Annotated in this window: 11 protein-coding genes; 8 read left to right on the top strand and 3 right to left on the bottom strand. The window is 36.2% G+C overall.

The features are described 5' to 3' along the window. Window positions 1-20 precede the first annotated feature (20 nt). From IEW94_RS13020 to IEW94_RS13010, 3 genes are all read right to left on the bottom strand, one after another. Complete coding sequence (locus IEW94_RS13020) at window positions 21-974, bottom strand: NAD-dependent epimerase/dehydratase family protein (RefSeq protein ID WP_188653777.1); 954 nt, start codon at window positions 972-974, stop codon at window positions 21-23. A 3-nt stretch (window positions 975-977) separates the two neighbouring features. Continuing rightward, the gene (locus IEW94_RS13015) at window positions 978-2,240 is read right to left on the bottom strand and encodes an exo-beta-N-acetylmuramidase NamZ family protein (protein ID WP_188653775.1); all 1,263 of its coding nucleotides are present in this window, start codon (window positions 2,238-2,240) and stop codon (window positions 978-980) included. Window positions 2,241-2,309: 69 nt separating this feature from the next. Further along, the gene (locus IEW94_RS13010; RefSeq protein ID WP_188653773.1) at window positions 2,310-3,059 is read right to left on the bottom strand and encodes a DeoR/GlpR family DNA-binding transcription regulator; all 750 of its coding nucleotides are present in this window, start codon (window positions 3,057-3,059) and stop codon (window positions 2,310-2,312) included. Between the two features lie 541 nt (window positions 3,060-3,600). On the opposite strand from IEW94_RS13010, the gene IEW94_RS13005 reads away from it, so the two are divergent. From IEW94_RS13005 to IEW94_RS12970, 8 genes are all read left to right on the top strand, one after another. Then, the gene (locus tag IEW94_RS13005) at window positions 3,601-6,789 is read left to right on the top strand and encodes a SusC/RagA family TonB-linked outer membrane protein (RefSeq protein WP_188653771.1); all 3,189 of its coding nucleotides are present in this window, start codon (window positions 3,601-3,603) and stop codon (window positions 6,787-6,789) included. 11 nt (window positions 6,790-6,800) lie between these two features. Continuing rightward, a complete protein-coding gene (locus IEW94_RS13000) occupies window positions 6,801-8,306 on the top strand; it encodes a SusD/RagB family nutrient-binding outer membrane lipoprotein (RefSeq protein WP_188653769.1) in 1,506 nt (501 codons plus the stop codon). Between the two features lie 164 nt (window positions 8,307-8,470). Continuing rightward, window positions 8,471-9,658, top strand: coding sequence for an exo-beta-N-acetylmuramidase NamZ family protein (locus tag IEW94_RS12995; protein ID WP_188653767.1), 1,188 nt, complete (start codon window positions 8,471-8,473; stop codon window positions 9,656-9,658). 80 nt (window positions 9,659-9,738) lie between these two features. Continuing rightward, window positions 9,739-11,220 carry a sodium:solute symporter gene (locus tag IEW94_RS12990; RefSeq protein WP_188653765.1) on the top strand — a complete coding sequence of 494 codons (1,482 nt, stop codon included), beginning with the start codon at window positions 9,739-9,741 and terminating at the stop codon, window positions 11,218-11,220. A 20-nt stretch (window positions 11,221-11,240) separates the two neighbouring features. Beyond that, window positions 11,241-13,529, top strand: coding sequence for a DUF6259 domain-containing protein (locus tag IEW94_RS12985; RefSeq protein ID WP_188653763.1), 2,289 nt, complete (start codon window positions 11,241-11,243; stop codon window positions 13,527-13,529). 12 nt (window positions 13,530-13,541) lie between these two features. After that, the gene (murQ, locus tag IEW94_RS12980; RefSeq protein ID WP_188653761.1) at window positions 13,542-14,363 is read left to right on the top strand and encodes an N-acetylmuramic acid 6-phosphate etherase; all 822 of its coding nucleotides are present in this window, start codon (window positions 13,542-13,544) and stop codon (window positions 14,361-14,363) included. After that, window positions 14,360-16,045, top strand: coding sequence for a glycoside hydrolase family 3 protein (locus IEW94_RS12975; protein WP_188653759.1), 1,686 nt, complete (start codon window positions 14,360-14,362; stop codon window positions 16,043-16,045). The genes murQ and IEW94_RS12975 overlap by 4 nt, the downstream gene beginning before the upstream one ends. A gap of 18 nt (window positions 16,046-16,063) precedes the next feature. Then, on the top strand, window positions 16,064-18,988 hold the full coding sequence (locus tag IEW94_RS12970; RefSeq protein ID WP_188653757.1) for an FAD-binding and (Fe-S)-binding domain-containing protein: 2,925 nt from the start codon (window positions 16,064-16,066) through the stop codon (window positions 18,986-18,988). The last annotated feature ends 125 nt before the right edge of the window (window positions 18,989-19,113 follow it).

Genomic DNA, 19,113 nt, shown 5'->3' with positions numbered 1-19,113 from the left:
TTTTTTGGATTAGTATCTGTTTAAATAGTTATGCTTTCTTTTTCAAAGTAAAACTTGATTGATTCTTGTACAGCTTCAAGAGAGCTGTATTTAGGGTTGTAATTCAGTAATCTTCTTGCTTTTGCAATGCTGCCATTAGGACTATGGGCAATGTGATCCCATGTTAACTCTGCGTCTCTCTCAGGTACTGTTTTTTTCCATGCTTCCCAAGGTAGAAAGCTAAGCTTTGCTACTTGTCCAAAACTTTTTGCCACGGCATTTGCTAAGCCTCTCAAAGTTATGGCTTGTTCTGAGACAACATGAAAACTTTCCCCTATTGCGTTTTGCCTATTTTCAATGGCATTCACAAAAGCCTGAGCAACGTCATCGGCATGGACATGATGGAGCGTTTCCATTCCAAGATTTGGTAAGATTATTTCTTCTCCTTTGGCTAACTTTATAAATGTTTCAGGATTTAAATTGCCTGTAGGCCCGATTGGCAACCAACCTGGGCCAGTAATGTGACCAGGATGCAATATGGTACAAGGAAAGCCTTTTAGCCGTGACATTGAAAGTAAATAGGATTCTATATTTGCTTTATTAATGCCGTATTCGCCAAAAGGTCTGCGTTCTTGACTCTCATGAGTGGGAACCTCAGAGCTATGCCCATGGACCCACATGCTTCCGCAATGTATGAAGTGTTCTACGGCTCCTGTAAGGGCTTCTACAATCATGGCAGCACTTTTTGGGGTAAAACAAATGAGATCTATTATGACGTCGGCATTTAATTCTTTGATTTTGGATGCAAAAATACCTTCTTGTTCGGTTATTACTCTATCAATGGAAATCTGTTTTACCAATTTCCATATTGGAGTTATATTATAAGGCTGTCTTTTATTTCTGCTTACACAAATAACCTCATGACCCTTCATGATCAGTCGAGGAATCAAATAGGTTCCTATGTGTCCAGTTCCTCCTATGATTACTATTTTCATATATCATGGGTACAACAAATACTTTTGCCGTATTTTTTTAAAAGAGTCCAAATCTTTTTGCCAACTAGCTTTGATATCATTAAAATTGAGACCATCCTCTATTTGTTCTTTTAATTTATCTGTACCAGCCAATAGGTTAAATGACTTTTCCCTGAAGAACTTATTTTTTTCGCTTGTGTTATGATAGGCGTCTATTAGCCAAGAGAAATTAATACTGTTTAAATTTTTGGTTTTTGACAAGTCAAGACCATGGCATTCTTGTCCCATATTTTTGGGTTTTTTTGATCCAAAATTAGGTTGAGGCGTAAATGTGAATTTATATAAATCGCTTGGTAAATCTGGTGATCCAAATATTTGAAATTGCATCTCGGTACCTCTTCCGCAGCTAACATTTGTTCCTTCAAATAAGCACAAACTAGGATAAAGGTTTATGGATTTGTCATTTGGAAGATTGGGTGAAGGCCTTAATGGTAAACTATAAGAAGATTCATGAGTATAATTTTTTAACGGTATGACCGTTAGGTCACATTGAACGCCATTATTTAGCCATTTTTCCCCATTTATCATTTTTGCATATTCCCCAATGGTCATTCCGTAAACAATAGGGACAGGGTGTAGTCCAACAAAACTTTTGAATTCACTTTGTAGAACAGGGCCATCAATGTAATTTCCGTTTGGGTTTGGTCTATCTAAGACAATTACTGGAATTCCGTTTTCGGCAGCAGCTTCCATGATATAGTGCAATGTTGAGAGGTAGGTGTAAAATCTGACACCAACATCTTGAATATCAAATAGTATGAGATCAATGTCTTTCAGTTGTTCTTTGGACGGCTTGTTGCCGTTGCCGTGGTTATTATTATCTCCGTAAAGCGAAACAATGGGTATGCCGGTTTTTTCATCAATACCATTGTTTATTTCTTCCCCAGCATCAACAGCACCCCTTAGCCCATGTTCCGGAGTAAATAGCCTTTTTATTTTAATATTAATGGATAACAGGGAATCAATAAGATGTTTGTAAGGGTGGTCTTGACTGTCTTTAAAAATAACCGACGTGTTGTTTGCAACTATTGCAATATTTTTTCCGTTAATAAGGTTTAGATATTTTTCGGTTTGATTTGCTCCAACCACAATTTTTTCCTTTTCATTTTGAAATGTTAAGTGTTCTTCTTGTTGGTTTTTATTTTTTTTATGACAACCTGCAAATGTTGAAAACAGAAACATCAATGACAAAAGCATGATGCTTTTTAAAATTTTTCTTTGTTTCATCTGAATTAAGTATTAAATTATATGTGCCTAACTTTTAATTAGCAAACGGCTTCTTCTTAAGGCTTTATCTTAAATTAAGTTGATGCCTGCGTCTAAGTACTCTTTAAGTCTGGAGTCATCAAGATCTAGGTCAGTTATTACTGTATCAATCTCTTTAAGATTACAAACGTCAAAATTGAGTCTTTGGTCTAGTTTATTCGATGTGGCCAAATAGATGATATGCTCCGAAGCGTTTATCATAGCCTTTTTCACCAGAGAAACCTCATAACCTTCGTCCGTAATGCCCTGGTCTATGTTTAAGGCGCTGACACCCATGAAACAGATGTTCGCCCTGATGTTCGATAGATATTGTATAACATCAATTCCCGTGGTAACCATTGAGCTTCGATGTATTTTGCCACCTATAAATATGGTCTCAATCAGTGGATGCTCGGTCAATTGCATTGCTATAGGTAGGCTGTAAGTATAAATGGTGGCTTTTAGGTCTTTTGGGAGTAGTTTTGCCAACATTAAGTTAGTGGTCCCTCCACTCATTATGATGACTATCCCATCTTTAATCAACGAAATCGCTTTTTGGGCAATTCGAACCTTGTTTTCTCTGTTGTAGATGCTATCTTCATTATAATGGTAAAGTTTTTGGATCATTGAAATGGCTCCACCATGCACTTTGGTTAACATGCCACGTTCATCCAATTCTTTAATATCTCTTCTTATAGTGTCCTCAGAAACATCTAGCTTTTCGGACAAATAGCTTGAGCTTACTTTTCTATTGATGCTTACCTCATCAATAATTTTCTGTTGCCTTACCTTTTTTTTCATAAAAAATTAAATTTCTTTATAAATAGTATTTGCAGATAGATTTTGCAGCTACTTAACAAGTATAGGCAATAAATATACAAAAAAGCGCAATAAAATGCATGTTTAATTAAATAAAAACGCAAAAAATTTTAAAATTATTCAATTTTTGTAATATAAATTATGGAGATAGAAATTAAATATTGTATAGGTTCTTGAACTGAATTTTAAATTTTAATAGAAAAAATTAAGCATAAAATACTTATAAACAGTTGATTGTGTAAATTCGTAATACGCTAACTATTTAGTGTATTAAGGTTTGATTGAATTTATATGTTAGATGAAAATTTAGATTGTGGCATTCTTCTATTAGATTTTTATTTAATCTCTATTTGCTTATTTTATGGTGATAACAAATAAAATCTTATATAAAATGCGTTTTATCTTACAAAAAACATTAATTATTCGAGAAAATTTAAAAAAACACGCAAAAAAATGCATATAAAATGCGTTTTAAAATATTATTTTTATATTTTTATCGGGATTAACTTAAATTCTAACTCATATGAAAAATCATTATTTTCAATTGAACATCTTGTTAATGTTATTTATTGGGCTTAGTTCCTTTGCGCAGTCAGTAACAATATCGGGTGTTGTGACTGATAAAGGGTCTAATATGCCTTTGATAGGTGTTAATGTGACCATTGAAGGAACATCTAAAGGTGCTGTCACTGATTTTGATGGAAATTATTCCATTCAAACAGAAGGTGTACAGGGCAAGAACCTGGTTTTTAGTTTTCTTGGCTATAAAACTGTTTCTGTTGTCCTTTCAAGCGGGGACCAAGTAATTAACATGGCTCTTGAAGAAGATGCTACAAGTCTTGATGAAGTTGTTGTCACTGCTTTGGGTATCAAGAGGGAATCTAAAGCTTTGGGATATTCTTTAGCCAAGGTTGATGGGGATGAGATGTCAACGGTTAAAACCGCTAGCGCTATCAATTCCTTACAGGGTAGAGTGGCAGGAGTTAACATCTCTACCACCAGTGCTGGTGCCGCTGGTTCAAGTAGGGTTGTAATTCGTGGTGCAAGCTCACTAACGGGGAATAACCAGCCTTTATATGTTGTGGATGGGATTCCTATAATTAATAATACAAATGGTTCGGTTGTAGGTCCCACCAATGATGGTACTGGGGATGGCGGAGATGATATATCCACCATCAATCCGGATGATATTGCATCTGTATCTATATTAAAGGGAAGTTCGGCTGCTGCCCTATATGGGTCTTTGGCTTCTAACGGGGTCATTATGATTACTACAAAATCAGGAAAGGGCAAGGAAGGACTTGGTGTTGAATATTCAAGCTCATTGACTTTTGATAAAGTTAATACTGATCTTCAGGATTTTCAAACAACCTATGGTCAGGGGCGTAACGGTTTAAAGCCCGGTTACGAGTATGATACAGGAGGAAATCCCATTGAGATTGCTGATACCGAGAGTGCCATTAGCGATGCCTTTAACAGTACCTTGCAATCTTGGGGTGCCCGTATGGATGGATCACAGGTTTACAATTGGGATGGCGTCAAAAGACCTTATTCCTATACCGGAAATAACTTGGATAAGTTTTATAATTCAGGGACTACTGCTGTGAACACCATAGCTTTGTCTAAAGGGGCAGACGGTTATAATTATCGTTTTTCTTTTTCTAATTTCGATAATAAGGACATTTTTCCAAAATCTACAATTGGAAGGAAATCATTTTCTTTAAATGCTTTGGCTAAGATCAATCCGAAGTTAACATCAACGATCAATGCTAAATATGTTATTGAAAAAGCCCATAACCGAATCAATATTGGTGATACACCCGGTAATGCAAATGCAACAGCCTACAGATTGCCAAGCAGTTTGAATATTTATGATTTAAAACCAGGGTTCAATGAAGAAGGTACTGAGCTTTTATTTCAACCAAGCCAATTTATTACAAATCCTTATTGGGTGGTCAATGACTTTAATAATGATGACAGAAAGAACAGATTGACAGTCTCAACTACTTTGAGATATGACATAACCGATTGGTTATATGCATCAGGTAGGGCTGGTTTGGATACCTACGATTTGTCAAGAAGACGAGTAACACCATATGGGACAGCCTATCGTCCAGCGGGTGAATTTTATCAAAGTAAATCGACCTCTTCTTCATTTGATGCCGATGTAATGTTGGGTATAGATAAAGATATAACAGATAAAATTGCAACTAGCTCTATAATTGGAGCCAATACCAGAACAAACACTTTTGAATCACTCAGTGCGCAAGGGCGAGGCTTTATAGTGGTAGGGTTAGAGGATCTAAATAATACCACGCTTCCAGAACCTAAAAACACGTATTATCAAACTAAGACCAATTCCATTTATGGGTCATTTGAATTTGATTATGATAAATACCTTTATTTAACTTTTACAGGAAGAAACGACTGGTTCTCTACATTATCTTTTCCTGGCAAAACGAGCCCTAACAATGACTTTTATTGGTCATTAAGTGGAAGTTTTTTGCTGAGTGAGGCCTTGGAGTTACCTAAAGCGATTAACTATGCCAAATTTAGGGCAAGTTATGCACAAGTAGCAGGAGGAGCTCAAGATGCCTATGCATTGAATTTAGATTATGCAGTTACAGGGTCATTTCAAGGACAATCTTATGGGCAGTTGAATGGAAACACCATTCCTAACCCAAATTTAGTGCCATTCCAAAAAAGCGAATATGAATTTGGATTTGAGGGCAGATTTTTAAATAATCGAGCGAACCTTGATTTTGCTTATTATTCCAATACAACCACCAATGATATTGTCAGTGCTGCTGCATCATTGTCATCAGGTTATACATCTTCAATACTTAATATTGGTGAATTGGAAAACAAAGGAATTGAACTATTGATAGGTGGAACCCCTATTAAAAATGACAATTTCTCATGGAATACCTCGTTTAATTTAGGTTATAACGATAGTAGAATAGTTCATACCGATGATGAAGATACCCCTATCAATGTAGATGGAAGCCAAAGTAGGGACAGAACAGCAATCATTTCCCATATTGTGGGTGAACATTATGGAGTAATCTGGGGATCATCATACAAAAGGGATGATAACGGAAACATCATTTACGATCTATCAAGCACAGTTCCCAAGCCCATCCAAGGAGAAAACAAGATCTTAGGGCAGGGCGTTGCCCCTTATACGTTAGGTTTTTCCAACACGTTTAGATACAAAAACATTTCATTAAGTTTTTTAATTGATGCTAAATTTGGTGGTTCTGTCTATTCAGGAACCAACCATGATTTAACCATTGCAGGTTTGACCAAGAAAACTTTGAAAGGGCGTGAAACAGGGTTGGAAGTTTCTGGAATTGACAACGCAACAGGCCAACCTTTTACCACAACAGTAGCTCCAGAAAATATAGGAAATTATTGGGGCCTGATTGGGGCTGAGACAACAGGAATTGCAGAAGAATTTGTTTATAGTACCGATTTTATAAAATTCAGGGAATTGAGCTTATCTTATAATTTGCCTAAGAAAGTGCTTGATGACATTTTTATCAGTGATTTAAGAATCTCTTTTATAGGAAGAAATTTGTTCTTTATCTCAAAAGATATTGAAAATGTGGATCCAGAAGCTGCTCTGAACAATCTCAATTCTCAAGGTATAGAACGATTCGGTATCCCATCAACTAAAAGTTATGGTTTTTCTATAAATGTTAAATTTTAAAAAAAAATAGAATGAAAAGAATACTTATTTTACTAGCAATAGTAGTAACGTTTGGGTCTTGTGATAAAAACTTTGAGGAGATTAACGTTAATCCCACAAAACCAACACAATTGGATCCATCAACAAAATTGACCTATATACAATTGTATACAGCAGGGAGTGGTTATGCATCATACTTGTTTTGGAATGTTATTCATCTAATGCAAAACGTCCAACATTTAAATGAAACCACCTATGGAAACGCATTTTTGTACCAAACCAACAATACGCATTGGTTATTTGAAGAACAATTCAAGACGACGGTCAAAAACATTGTAGACTTAGAAACCCAGCTTGAAAACAGTGAGGCCCCAACGGCAGATGTGGATCTTGCGATAGCAAGAGTTCAAAAAGTTCTTATTTTTAGCAGAATAACAGATGTATACGGTGATATCCCATACAGTGAAGCCGGAAAAGGGTTCATAGAGGGAATCCGTTTTCCGAAATACGATAAGCAAAGTGACATATATGCTGATATGTTGGCAACTTTAGAAAGCTCTGCAAACACGTTGGGTTCAGGTGGCTCCAGTTCTTACGGTTCTGCAGATTTATTGTTCGGGGGCGATGTTGCAAAATGGAAAAAGTTTGCCAATTCTTTGATGTTACGTTTGGCCATGCGCATGGTTAAAGTTGATAATGCAGGAGCACAAGCATGGGCTACCAAAGCAATTTCAGGTGGTGTAATGACCAGTAATGATGACATAGCTTACGTTCAATATGAAAACAATGCCAATGACGGTGGGCCTAACGTGAATCCATTGACAAAATGTTTTACTTCTAGAGGGGTGAACCAAAATAAAATTTCTAAAACCTTAATGGATTTCATGAAGGACAGAAATGATCCACGTATTTCTGTGTTGTGTTCCACTACTGACGGTAACACTGATCCTGCATTGCAATCTGGTCAGGATATCAATGATTTTTCACAAAGCTCGGCAAACTCTAAACCCAATGTGAATATTTTCGGAGGTCAATTGAGCGATGGGTCCAGGATTGTTATTTATGACGCACCTTTTTTCTATCAGACTTATGCCGAAGTTGAATTCATGTTAGCAGAAGCTGCAGAACGTTGGGGACTGGCAGGTGGCGATGTTGAAGGTCATTATAATGCTGGCGTAAGAGCGGCCATGGAATATTTGTCATTATATGGACATGGGGTAAATATTACTTCAACACAAATTGATGATTACTTAACGGCTAATCCATTTGATCCAGCACAGGCATTAAAAATGATTAATGAACAATATTGGGTTGCCACCTTCGGAAATGCCAATGAGACTTTTGCAAACTGGAGAAGATCTGGATATCCTGTTTTGGTACCAGCCAATGTGGCGGCCACTTACACTGGTGGAAAAATACCAAGAAGATTGAATTATCCTGGATCAGAGTTGTTGAATAATTCAGAAAACGTCCAAGAAGCAATCAATAGGCAAGGAGGTGATCTATTGACCACAAGAATGTGGTGGGACGCAAATTAATGAGCAAAACAAGTTATTGGAGATTAATTCAAACGGGTATTTAAATGTTTTTTCAAATTAGTTTATTGTTTAGTTTTAGTTTGAGTTAGTATGAGAGGTGAGAGAAATTGAGTGCTCTCACCTCATACTCTCCAATATTTTTTTATGAATTTATTAGATGTATTTTGAAAAGAGTTAGAACAGGTCTAGATGTCTTGTTGGGTGATAGGGAACTTCAAAAAACCTTTAAGGGAAATGTAGCACTTTTATGTAATAATGCATCCGTTGATTCAGGATTTGTACATGCCGCATCTAGATTTAAAGAACTCTTTGGTGCAAGGTTCCTAAAACTTTTTGGGCCACAACATGGTTTTACGACCGATGCTCAGGACAATATGATTGAGACTGGACATTATAGGCATCCTTTTTTTGATATTCCGGTCTATTCGCTTTATTCTGAAACCCGAATTCCCACTGATACCATGTTAAATGGGGTCGATCATTTATTTGTTGATTTACAAGATATTGGTAGTAGAATGTATACTTACATTTATACCCTCACCTTGTTGCTTGAAAAATGCAGAGATAGAGACATTGAGATTATAGTACTCGATCGTCCAAACCCTATTAATGGCATTGATGTCGAGGGAAACCTATTGGATTTGGAGTTTGAATCATTTATTGGGAGGCACCCCCTACCAGTAAGACACGGAATGACCATTGCAGAGGTCGCATTGATGCACCAAAAATACTGGGTCAAAGACCGCACAAATCTTAAGATTGTTCGAATGCAATTTTGGGAACGCAGCATGTATTTTGAAGATACGAAATTACCTTGGTTTTTGCCTTCTCCCAATATTGCAAGAGCTGAAAGCACATTGACCTTTCCTGCAATTGTACTGTTTGAAGGAACGCTTTTGAGCGAAGGGCGAGGTACCACGCAGCCTTTGGAGATTGTTGGGCATTCCAAAATAGAGCCTTTCTCATTTTATGAAAAACATTTGTCAAAGGCAATAAAAGAATCAAAACTACAAGGGTTTGTTTTGAGGCCTATTCTATTTACCCCTACATTTGATAAGAACATCAATGAGGTTTGTGGTGGATTTCAATTACATGTCATCGACAAGAAAAATTACAAGCCTTGGCGGGTTGGCCAATTTTTATTGCGTGAATTGTACCAAAGTCTAGGACATGATTTTGTATGGAGGACTCCTCCATTTGAATATAACTATACGCAACTCCCCATAGATATCATTAACGGAACGAACAAGTTGAGGCATTGGGTCGAAAGAAATGGGTGTATGGAGGAACTAGATGGTCTTGAGGACCTAACGGAATTCAAGCATAGGTCAAACGAGATTAAAATTTATTGACAGTTTATTTGTCCAATTACATTGCATCCTTGAACATGATTTAAGAAAATGGGTGTTTTACCGAAAAACAAACAAAATAAATGAACGCAACAGTAATTTTATTAATTATAGCATCCTATTTTGGAGTATTATTATTAATATCTCATTTCGTTTCCAAAAATTCCAGTGATGATTCTTTTTACACTGGTGATAGAAAGTCACCATGGCAAGTTGTTGCCTTTGGAATGATAGGCGCTGTTCTATCAGGAGTTACGTTTGTTTCTATTCCAGGCATGGTAGGTACCAATTATTTTTATTATTTACAATTTGTGTTCGGTAACGTGGTTGGATATGTTTTTATAACCTATGTCTTAGTTCCCATTTATTATAATTTAAAGTTAGTTTCAATTTATACCTATCTTGAATCACGTTTTGGATTTAGGGCATACAAAACGGGATCATTGTTTTTTTTAATTTCCCAATCGTTTGGAGCAGCTTTGAGATTATTGCTCGCTGCAAAAATTTTGCAATATGCCGTATTTGATGCTTTTCATGTTCCTTTTTTTCTAACAGTTATTGTTATACTGGTCCTTATATGGTTATACACACATAAATCTGGTATAAAAACAATTGTTTGGACAGACACACTTCAAACATTTTTCTTGTTAATGGCCGTCTTGGTTACCATATATGTTGTTAAAAACTCTCTGGAGTTAAGTTTTTCGGAAACCATAACGTCTGTTATTAAGAACAACTATTTTAAGGTTTTTAACTGGGATGTTCATTCAGGGAACAATTTTTTTAAGCAGTTTATTTCTGGTGTCTTAATTGCAATTGCCATGGTTGGTCTGGACCAAAACATGATGCAAAAAACGTTGACCTGCAAAAACAAGAAAGAGGCACAACAAAACATATTGACTTTTAGTTTGATTTTAGCGGTCACGCAATTTTTGTTTTTAGGCCTTGGGGTCATGTTGTATATGTATGCCGAAAAGTTTGGCATTCAATTAGAGATTGAAAACGGGAAATTTATTAATACAGACACATTGTTCCCAATGCTTTCCCTAAATCATTTTGGAACCCTGGCCAGCATTAGTTTTATTTTAGGAATAACGGCAGCTTCGTTTTCAAGTGCAGATTCCGCCTTAACAGCTTTAACAACGTCTTTTACACATGATTTTTTGGATGTTCAGCACAAAAATCCAAAGGAAAAAAAGAAATTGAAAAACCGAGTTTTATTCGGTTTTTCTGTAGTTATTTTTGCAATAATTATGCTGTTTTCACAAAGTAAGGGCAATGTAATTTCAACAATTTTTAAAGTAGCTGGATACACTTATGGACCATTGCTTGGCCTTTATATGTTTGGGATTTTTACAAAAATTAAAATTAAGGATACAGCTATTCCATACATATGCATAATCATGCCAATTGTTACATATTTTTTAAATGATTATTTTATTAGTTACTTGAATTTTGATTTTGGATTCATGAACATTTTTGTAAATGCACTTCTAACGGTTTTATGTCTTATTCTTTTTAAAGACAACCGAAGGATCAATGCAAATAACATAAAACTACCTTAATGCTAAAAAATAAAATTTAGATGAAAACCAATAAAAAAAGAATTCTCTTGATACTTTGTTTTAGCATTGTATTTTGTCTTTTGTCGGGGTGCAAGAATAGTGAAATAGAACAAAATACAATAATAGACAATGGCAAGATTGAGTTGGGTTTTAATATTAGTACTGGAGCTTTAGAGCATTTTAAAAATTACAACCATTCCTATAATTTTTTAGATTCAGAAAATAACTCAGAATCACTTTGGAAGATTGATTTGTTTCAACCATCGGGTATCAAAACAATTGATATGAGAGCTGCGTCAAACTTTCATTTTCTAAAAAGAGACACCAATACCTTAGTATTGATTTGGGATCACTTTAAAGAAATCAAGAACAGAAATTTTAAGGTTACAGCAACAATTAAGCTTAAAGACGATATGCCATTATCATCATGGAAAATCGCTGTTGAAGGGATTAAGGATGTGCAAGTGAGCAAAGTTGTTTTTCCTATAATTTCGGGAATAAAAGATATTGGAGACGAAAATCTGGCGGTTCCCTATTGGATGGGTGAAAAAATGAAAAACCCTAGAACCCATCTTTCAAAGATTGAAGGCAAAGAAAAAAAATATGAATGGCAATACCCGGGCAGAATGTCTATGCAGTGTCTTGCTTTGTACAACAAAGGCAAAAAATTTGGACTGTACGCCTCTTGTAATGATTCATTGGCATATAGAAAAGATTTTTCTTTGACGTTAGATTCCTTAAATAATTTGACCTATAAGGTATCAAATTATCCCTCACTTGATATGAAATCAGATATTTATTCACCAAAATATGAAGCCATTATTGGTTCTTTCGAAGGAGATTGGATTAGTGTGGCAACACTATACCGAGAGTGGGGTTCCAAACAAAAATGGGCTTTTGAAAGTAGATTTAAAAATGGTTTAACCCCAAAGAGTTTAGAGAAAACAGCTCTTTGGGAATGGAACCGAGGGAAATCAAATAATGTGCTTGTTCCGGCCCAAGAGCTTGAAAAACAATTAAAATTGCCAGTAAAGGTATTTTGGCATTGGTGGCACGGCTGCTCATACGATGATGGATTTCCAGAGTATCTTCCGCCCAGGGAAGGCAAGCAATCTTTTGTAACCGCTATGACATCTGCTCAAAAAGATGGGGTCGAGGCCATTGTATATATGAACCAAATGCAATGGGGAACAGAGACTGAAAGTTGGAAGAATGAAAATGCACAGGCCTATGCCGTGAAAGATATCAATGGCAAAATGAATACGCATCTATATAATATTTTTACCAATAAATCTTTGACAACCATGTGTTTGGGAACTCAGTTCTGGAAAGATAAATATACGTCATTATGTGATAGTGTGGTTAACACCTATCATACAAATGGGGTATATATGGATCAAGCTTGTTTTAGTTTTCTATGTTATGATAAAACACATGGGCATCCAATTGGAGGTGGGAATTATTGGCTTAAAAATTTTGCGAAACTAACTCAACAGATTCGATTGACGTTTCCTAAGAACAAAGATGTCTTTTTGGCCGGCGAAGGTGTGAGTGAGGCTTGGCTACCTTACTTAGATGCTTTTTTAACTTTACAGGTAAGCATGGAACGATATGCAGGCGATAATGGTTGGGAACCTATTCCATTCTTTCAAGCCGTTTATCACCCATATGCAATCACTTATGGTAATTATTCTTCTTTGGTGGTTCCACCATATGATGAACTTTGGCCTAAAAAATACGCGCCAAAAAAGCCTCTAGAACTTTTAGATGCCAAGTTTAATAAACAATTTTTGATGGAGCAAGCAAGGTCTTTTGTTTGGGGTTTTCAGCCAACGATTTCCAATTATCATGGATTTTTGTCAAACCAGAGGAAACAAGAGATAGGATATTTATTAAAATTATCAAAAGTAAGGAACAATGGTTTGAAGTATTTGCTTCACGGAAATTTTGAACGTTCTCCAGAGATGGATATCCCAAACGAGGAACTATCAATGTCCAGAGTATCAATATATGCCGGTAAAACTGGAAATACAGTTTCAAGCTTTAAGAAATCATACCCTTTGATTTATTATGGCACCTGGAAATCAGATGATAATCAAATTGGCATTGCGATGGCCAGTATCAGTGATGACCCATACCATGTTGATTTTAATATCGATTCCAAAGATTATGGTTTATGGCCATCTGGGAAAATCAATATTATTGATGCTAATGGGAAAACGTTCTTGACAGCATATGATAAAGGTAAAATACACATAGATTTCACACTTGAATCTAGACAGATTTGTATCATAGAAATAACAAATTAATAAAATATTATAATGAAAAACGAACTTACAACCGAGCAATCTTCTGACTATAATGATCTTGAAAAAATGAGTACAATAGACTTGCTCTTCAATATGAATGCTGAGGATAAAACGGTTCCCTATGCCATAGAAAAAGTGCTGCCATCCATAGAAAAATTAGTAGAAGTTGTACATGCTAAAATGAGCAATGGGGGACGCTTGTTTTATATAGGGGCTGGAACCAGTGGCCGGTTAGGTGTACTGGATGCGTCAGAATGTCCACCTACCTATGGTGTTTCAGATGACTTGGTCATAGGATTGATAGCTGGTGGGGATGTGGCACTCAGAAAAGCAGTCGAAAACGCTGAAGATGATACCACATTGGCTTGGAAAGATTTAAAAAAGTATGATATTAATGAAAACGACGTTCTTGTTGGAATTGCAGCTTCAGGAACAACACCATATGTCATTGGAGGAGTAAAAAAGGCTAGAAAAGAAAACATTGTGACAGGCTGTATAACTTGCAATATAAACTCACCGTTAGCATCAGAAGTTGATTATCCCATTGAATTAATAGTGGGGCCTGAATTTGTCACAGGAAGTACCAGAATGAAAGCCGGTACAGCCCAAAAGCTTGTTTTAAATATGATTTCTACAACGGTCATGATAAAGTTAGGTAGAGTAAGAGGAAACAAAATGATAGACATGCAACTTTCCAATAAAAAACTTGTAAAACGGGGTGTTAGAATGATCATGCATGAAATTAACGTTAATGAAGAAACAGCAACCAAATTATTACTAGAACATAAAAGTGTTAGAAACGCCATAGACCAATATAAATTAATTAAAAAATGAAGAACATTTTTGTAATATTGATTGTATCAATCCTAGGTTTTGGATTTTATCCACACAATAAAGAAATACCATTACATCCCGAAAACAAAAAATCTAAATGGGTCGACAGTATTTATAATGGGATGACCATTCAAGAAAAAGTTGGTCAGTTATTTATGGTTGCAGCCTATTCAAACAGAGATAAAAATCATGTTGATTCCATAGAAAAACTCATCAAAGATTATAAAATAGGGGGGCTAATATTTTTTCAAGGAGGCCCTGTGCGACAAGCCAACCTTACTAACAGGTATCAATCTATGGCCAAAGTGCCTTTGCTAATTGGTATGGATGCAGAGTGGGGACTTAATATGCGGTTGGACAGCACGGTAAGATATCCATATAATATGACACTTGGAGCCATTAAAAATAACGATTTAATCAAAAAAATTGGTAGTGAAATCGGGAAGCATTGCAAACGTTTAGGAGTTCATTTGAACTTTGCTCCTGTGGTTGATATAAACACAAACTCCAATAATCCCATAATAGGCGTGCGGTCGTTTGGAGAAGATAAATTAAATGTAGCCAATAAAGCAATGGCATTTACAGAAGGTATGCAACGCCAAGGAATTATGGCTTGTGCCAAGCATTTTCCCGGACATGGAGATACCGATAAGGATTCTCATAAAACATTGCCTACAGTATCATTTTCTAAAGAGAGAATAGATTCTGTTGAATTATATCCATATAAAGAGTTATTTAAAATAGGAATTTCTGGGGTTATGGTAGCCCATTTAAATGTTCCAAGTTTAGAGCCTACCAACGGCCTGCCATCTTCTCTATCATATAATGTGGTTACAAATATTTTAAAAAAGCAACTGGAATACAAAGGATTGGTTTTTACTGATGCCCTAAACATGAAAGGGGCGGCAAATTATGAGGAGCCTGGGGATATTGATTTAGCCGCATTCAAAGCAGGTAATGATGTATTGCTGTTCACTGAAAATGCTCCAAGAGCAATTTCAAAAATAATAGCCGCTTATCATGATAATGAGATAACCGAAGAGCGCTTGGCACATTCCGTAAAAAAAATATTGGAGGCCAAATACGAGGCCAATTTGAATCATTTTAAGCCCATTGATACAGAACATTTAGTAAATGATTTGAATGGTGTCATTAACCAAACTTTAAACGAAGAAGCTTTTAGCGAAGCCATTACTGCCATAAAAAACAACAAGCAGGTTTTGCCAGTTAATGTGAGTAAGCAAGAAAAAATAGCTTATGTGAAGTTGGGGGATGGAGACTATGGTGATTTCATTTCAGAATTAAAATTAGGAATGAATGTTCATGATCTTACTGGTCTTCCCATAAAGAAACTATTAAAAGCCCTTAAAAAATATGATAAGGTAATCATAGGATATCATCGTCTAAATTATCGATTAACTGATGTCATGTCTGATGATGATAAAAAGGTTATTGAAGTTATTTCAAAAAAAAACAAGGTCATTTTAGATGTTTTTGCAAGTCAGTATTGCTTAAAACAGGTGTCTCTTAAATATATTCAAGGTGTTATTGTATCCTATGAGAATTCTGAACTGGCGCAAAAAGTATCTGCTCAAATTATTTTAGGCAAAAAAGAGGCGATAGGTAAGTTACCTGCCTCTTTTAATGAAGAATTTGTGGCAGGTTATGGAATAAAGATTTAATAGAAGTAAAACACATATATGCGTTCCACAACAACAAACATAAAAGAACTATCCAACGCCATTTCTGGAGAAGTGTTTCTAGATGATTTACATAAAAGCATCTACGCAACAGATGCCTCGGTGTACAGAAAGATTCCATTGGGTGTGGTATACCCCAAAGACAATCAAGACTTAAAAACGCTCATCCGTTTTGCAAATGAAAATGGCATCACGCTCATTCCAAGAGCGGCAGGCACCTCATTGGCGGGGCAGTGTGTTGGCGATGGTCTGGTTGTGGATATCTCAAAGCATTTTACCAAGATTCTGGATTTTAACAAAGAAAAGAAAACCGTTACCGTGCAACCGGGAATCATCCGGGACGAGCTCAATGGTTTTTTAAAGCCACACGGATTGTTTTTTGGCCCTAACACATCAACTAGCAACCGCTGTATGATCGGGGGCATGATCGGCAATAATTCATCGGGGACAACCTCCATAAAATATGGCGTTACCCGTGATAAGGTTTTAGAATTAAAAGTCATTTTAAGTGATGCTTCTGAAGTGATTTTTAAAGAATTATCTTCGGAAGAATTTGAGGCTAAAAGGCAAGGCAACTCATTAGAGAGTAACATTTACAACACGGTATTTAATGAATTGTCAAACAAAGACGTTCAGCAAGAGATCATTAAAGAGTTTCCAAAGCAATCAATCCACAGGCGAAATAATGGATATCCTGTTGACGAACTGTTGAAGTACAAAGGGTTTGGTGGCTCTAATGCCACAATAAATCTAGCAAAGCTGTTAACAGGCAGTGAGGGCACGCTGGCATTTACTTCTGAAATAACCTTGCAATTGGACAATCTGCCACCGCCAAAAAACATCATGGTAGCGGCACATTTTAATAGTATTCAGGAAAGTATGGAGGCCGTGGTTATTGCCATGAAGCATGATTTGTTTACTTGTGAACTCATGGACAAGACCATTTTGGATTGCACCAAAAACAATCGGGAACAATTAAAAAACAGATTTTTTGTTGAAGGAGATCCCAAGGCCATATTGATGCTTGAAATCTGTACACACGACAAGGAAGAATCCTTTGAACGGGCCAATGCATTAATAGCCGATTTAAAAAGAAATAAGTTGGGATATGCGTTTCCAAAATTGATTGAACATGAAATACATCAGGCTCTGGAACTTAGAAAAGCAGGGCTGGGATTATTGGGCAATATAGTCGGTGATGATAAAGCAGTGGCCTGTATTGAAGATACCGCGGTTGATGTAAAGGATTTACCAAGTTATATTTCGGAGTTTTCAAAAATGATGGAAGATTTTGGGCAAGATGCTGTCTACTATGCCCATGCGGGTGCTGGCGAATTACATTTACGACCAATTCTGAATTTAAAGAAACAAGAAGATGTCGTGTTGTTTAGGGAAATAACCACAAGGACAGCAGAATTGGTCAAAAAATATGGAGGTTCCTTTAGTGGAGAACATGGAGATGGTATTGTGAGGGCAGAATTTATCCCAATGATGATTGGAGAGAAAAATTATGCGCTTTTAAAACAAATAAAACACGCCTTTGATCCCCATAATATTTTCAACAAAGGAAAGATTGTAGATGCCTTTCCTATGGACAAGAATTTAAGGTTTGAAGTTGACAGAGAGGAACCCCAAATTGAAACCATTCAGGATTTTTCGGATAGCTTGGGCATTTTGAGGGCTACCGAAAAATGCAATGGATCGGGTGATTGTAGAAAGCTACCAACGGCAGGCGGTACCATGTGCCCCAGTTACCGCGCAACCCGAAACGAAAAGGACACCACACGGGCCAGGGCTAATGCGTTACGGGAATTTCTAACACATTCAGAAAAGGACAATAAATTCAACCATCAGGAATTGTTTGATGTTTTTGATTTGTGTTTAAGCTGCAAGGCTTGTGCCAGCGAATGCCCCAGTAATGTTGATGTTGCTACCTTGAAAGCTGAATTTTTATATCAGTATCAAAAAGAAAACGGAACCTCCTTAAGAACCAAGTTATTTGCCAATAATGCTAAGTTGAACAAACTGGGTATGATAATACCTTCGGTAACCAATGCAGTTTTAAACTCTAAAATCACTAAAAACATACTAGGAATTGCCGTTGAAAGATCTGTTCCTAAATTAGCAAATAAAACGTTTCTAAATTGGTATAGAGCAAATAAGGAAAGGCTCGGCAGTAAACCCATAAAAATTGGTGAGCTGTTTTTGTTTGTTGATGAGTTTACTAATTATTACGATGTCACTATTGGTATAGATACCATAGAACTCTTAACGGATTTAGGTTATAGAGTACAAATAGCCAACCATGAGGAAAGTGGGCGGAGTTTTATCTCTAAGGGCATTTTGCACAAAGCAAAAAGCATAGCCGATAGTAATGTGACTTTTTTTAAGGATAAAATTTCAAAAGAAACACCTTTAGTAGGGATAGAACCATCGGCTATTTTAACATTCAGGGATGAATATTTAAGATTGGCAGAAGACAAAGAAGCGGCTAAGGACATAGCACAAAATACCTTTACCATTGAAGAGTTTATTAAAGCGGAGTTTGATAAAAAAAACATTGCAGAGGAAAGCTTTACAAGTGATATAAAAACAATTAAAATACATGGACATTGCCACCAAAAATCATTGAGCAATATGGAATCAACATTCAGTATGTTGTCCATTCCAAAAAATTATAAGGTCACCATAATCAATTCAGGCTGTTGCGGCATGGCAGGTTCCTTTGGGTACGAAAAAGAACACTACCTAGTAAGCATGCAAGTTGGTGAAGACAGTTTGTTTCCTAAAATAAGGAACATGAATGATGAGGTTATTATTGCGGCCTCCGGCACTAGTTGTAGGCACCAAATTAAAGATGGAACTAAAAGAAACGCAAAGCACCCTATAAGCGTTTTAAAAGAAGCATTTATAAATAATATATAATTAAAATAATACAGAATAGATATGTTGAAAAGTAACATAGACAAGGCCACGGGATTTGAAAAGCGATTTGAGAACATAGGGACCGTGGTTTTTGAGAATTCAGTTTTGGCCTCAAAGGCAGTGGC

Source organism: Yeosuana aromativorans, from assembly GCF_014646655.1.
Classification (GTDB): domain Bacteria; phylum Bacteroidota; class Bacteroidia; order Flavobacteriales; family Flavobacteriaceae; genus Yeosuana; species Yeosuana aromativorans.
Note: the sequence above shows the minus strand (reverse complement) of the source record. Positions and strands in the feature narration are given on the sequence as shown.

What these genes read in the sequence shown, in the direction of transcription:
- IEW94_RS12990 (WP_188653765.1), top strand. Translation starts at nt 9,739, where the DNA reads ATGAACGCAACAGTAATTTTATTAATTATAGCATCCTATTTTGGAGTA.
- IEW94_RS13020 (WP_188653777.1), bottom strand. Translation starts at nt 974, where the DNA reads ATGAAAATAGTAATCATAGGAGGAACTGGACACATAGGAACCTATTTG.
- IEW94_RS12985 (WP_188653763.1), top strand. Translation starts at nt 11,241, where the DNA reads ATGAAAACCAATAAAAAAAGAATTCTCTTGATACTTTGTTTTAGCATT.
- IEW94_RS13010 (WP_188653773.1), bottom strand. Translation starts at nt 3,059, where the DNA reads ATGAAAAAAAAGGTAAGGCAACAGAAAATTATTGATGAGGTAAGCATC.
- IEW94_RS13000 (WP_188653769.1), top strand. Translation starts at nt 6,801, where the DNA reads ATGAAAAGAATACTTATTTTACTAGCAATAGTAGTAACGTTTGGGTCT.
- murQ (WP_188653761.1), top strand. Translation starts at nt 13,542, where the DNA reads ATGAAAAACGAACTTACAACCGAGCAATCTTCTGACTATAATGATCTT.
- IEW94_RS13015 (WP_188653775.1), bottom strand. Translation starts at nt 2,240, where the DNA reads ATGAAACAAAGAAAAATTTTAAAAAGCATCATGCTTTTGTCATTGATG.
- IEW94_RS13005 (WP_188653771.1), top strand. Translation starts at nt 3,601, where the DNA reads ATGAAAAATCATTATTTTCAATTGAACATCTTGTTAATGTTATTTATT.
- IEW94_RS12975 (WP_188653759.1), top strand. Translation starts at nt 14,360, where the DNA reads ATGAAGAACATTTTTGTAATATTGATTGTATCAATCCTAGGTTTTGGA.
- IEW94_RS12970 (WP_188653757.1), top strand. Translation starts at nt 16,064, where the DNA reads ATGCGTTCCACAACAACAAACATAAAAGAACTATCCAACGCCATTTCT.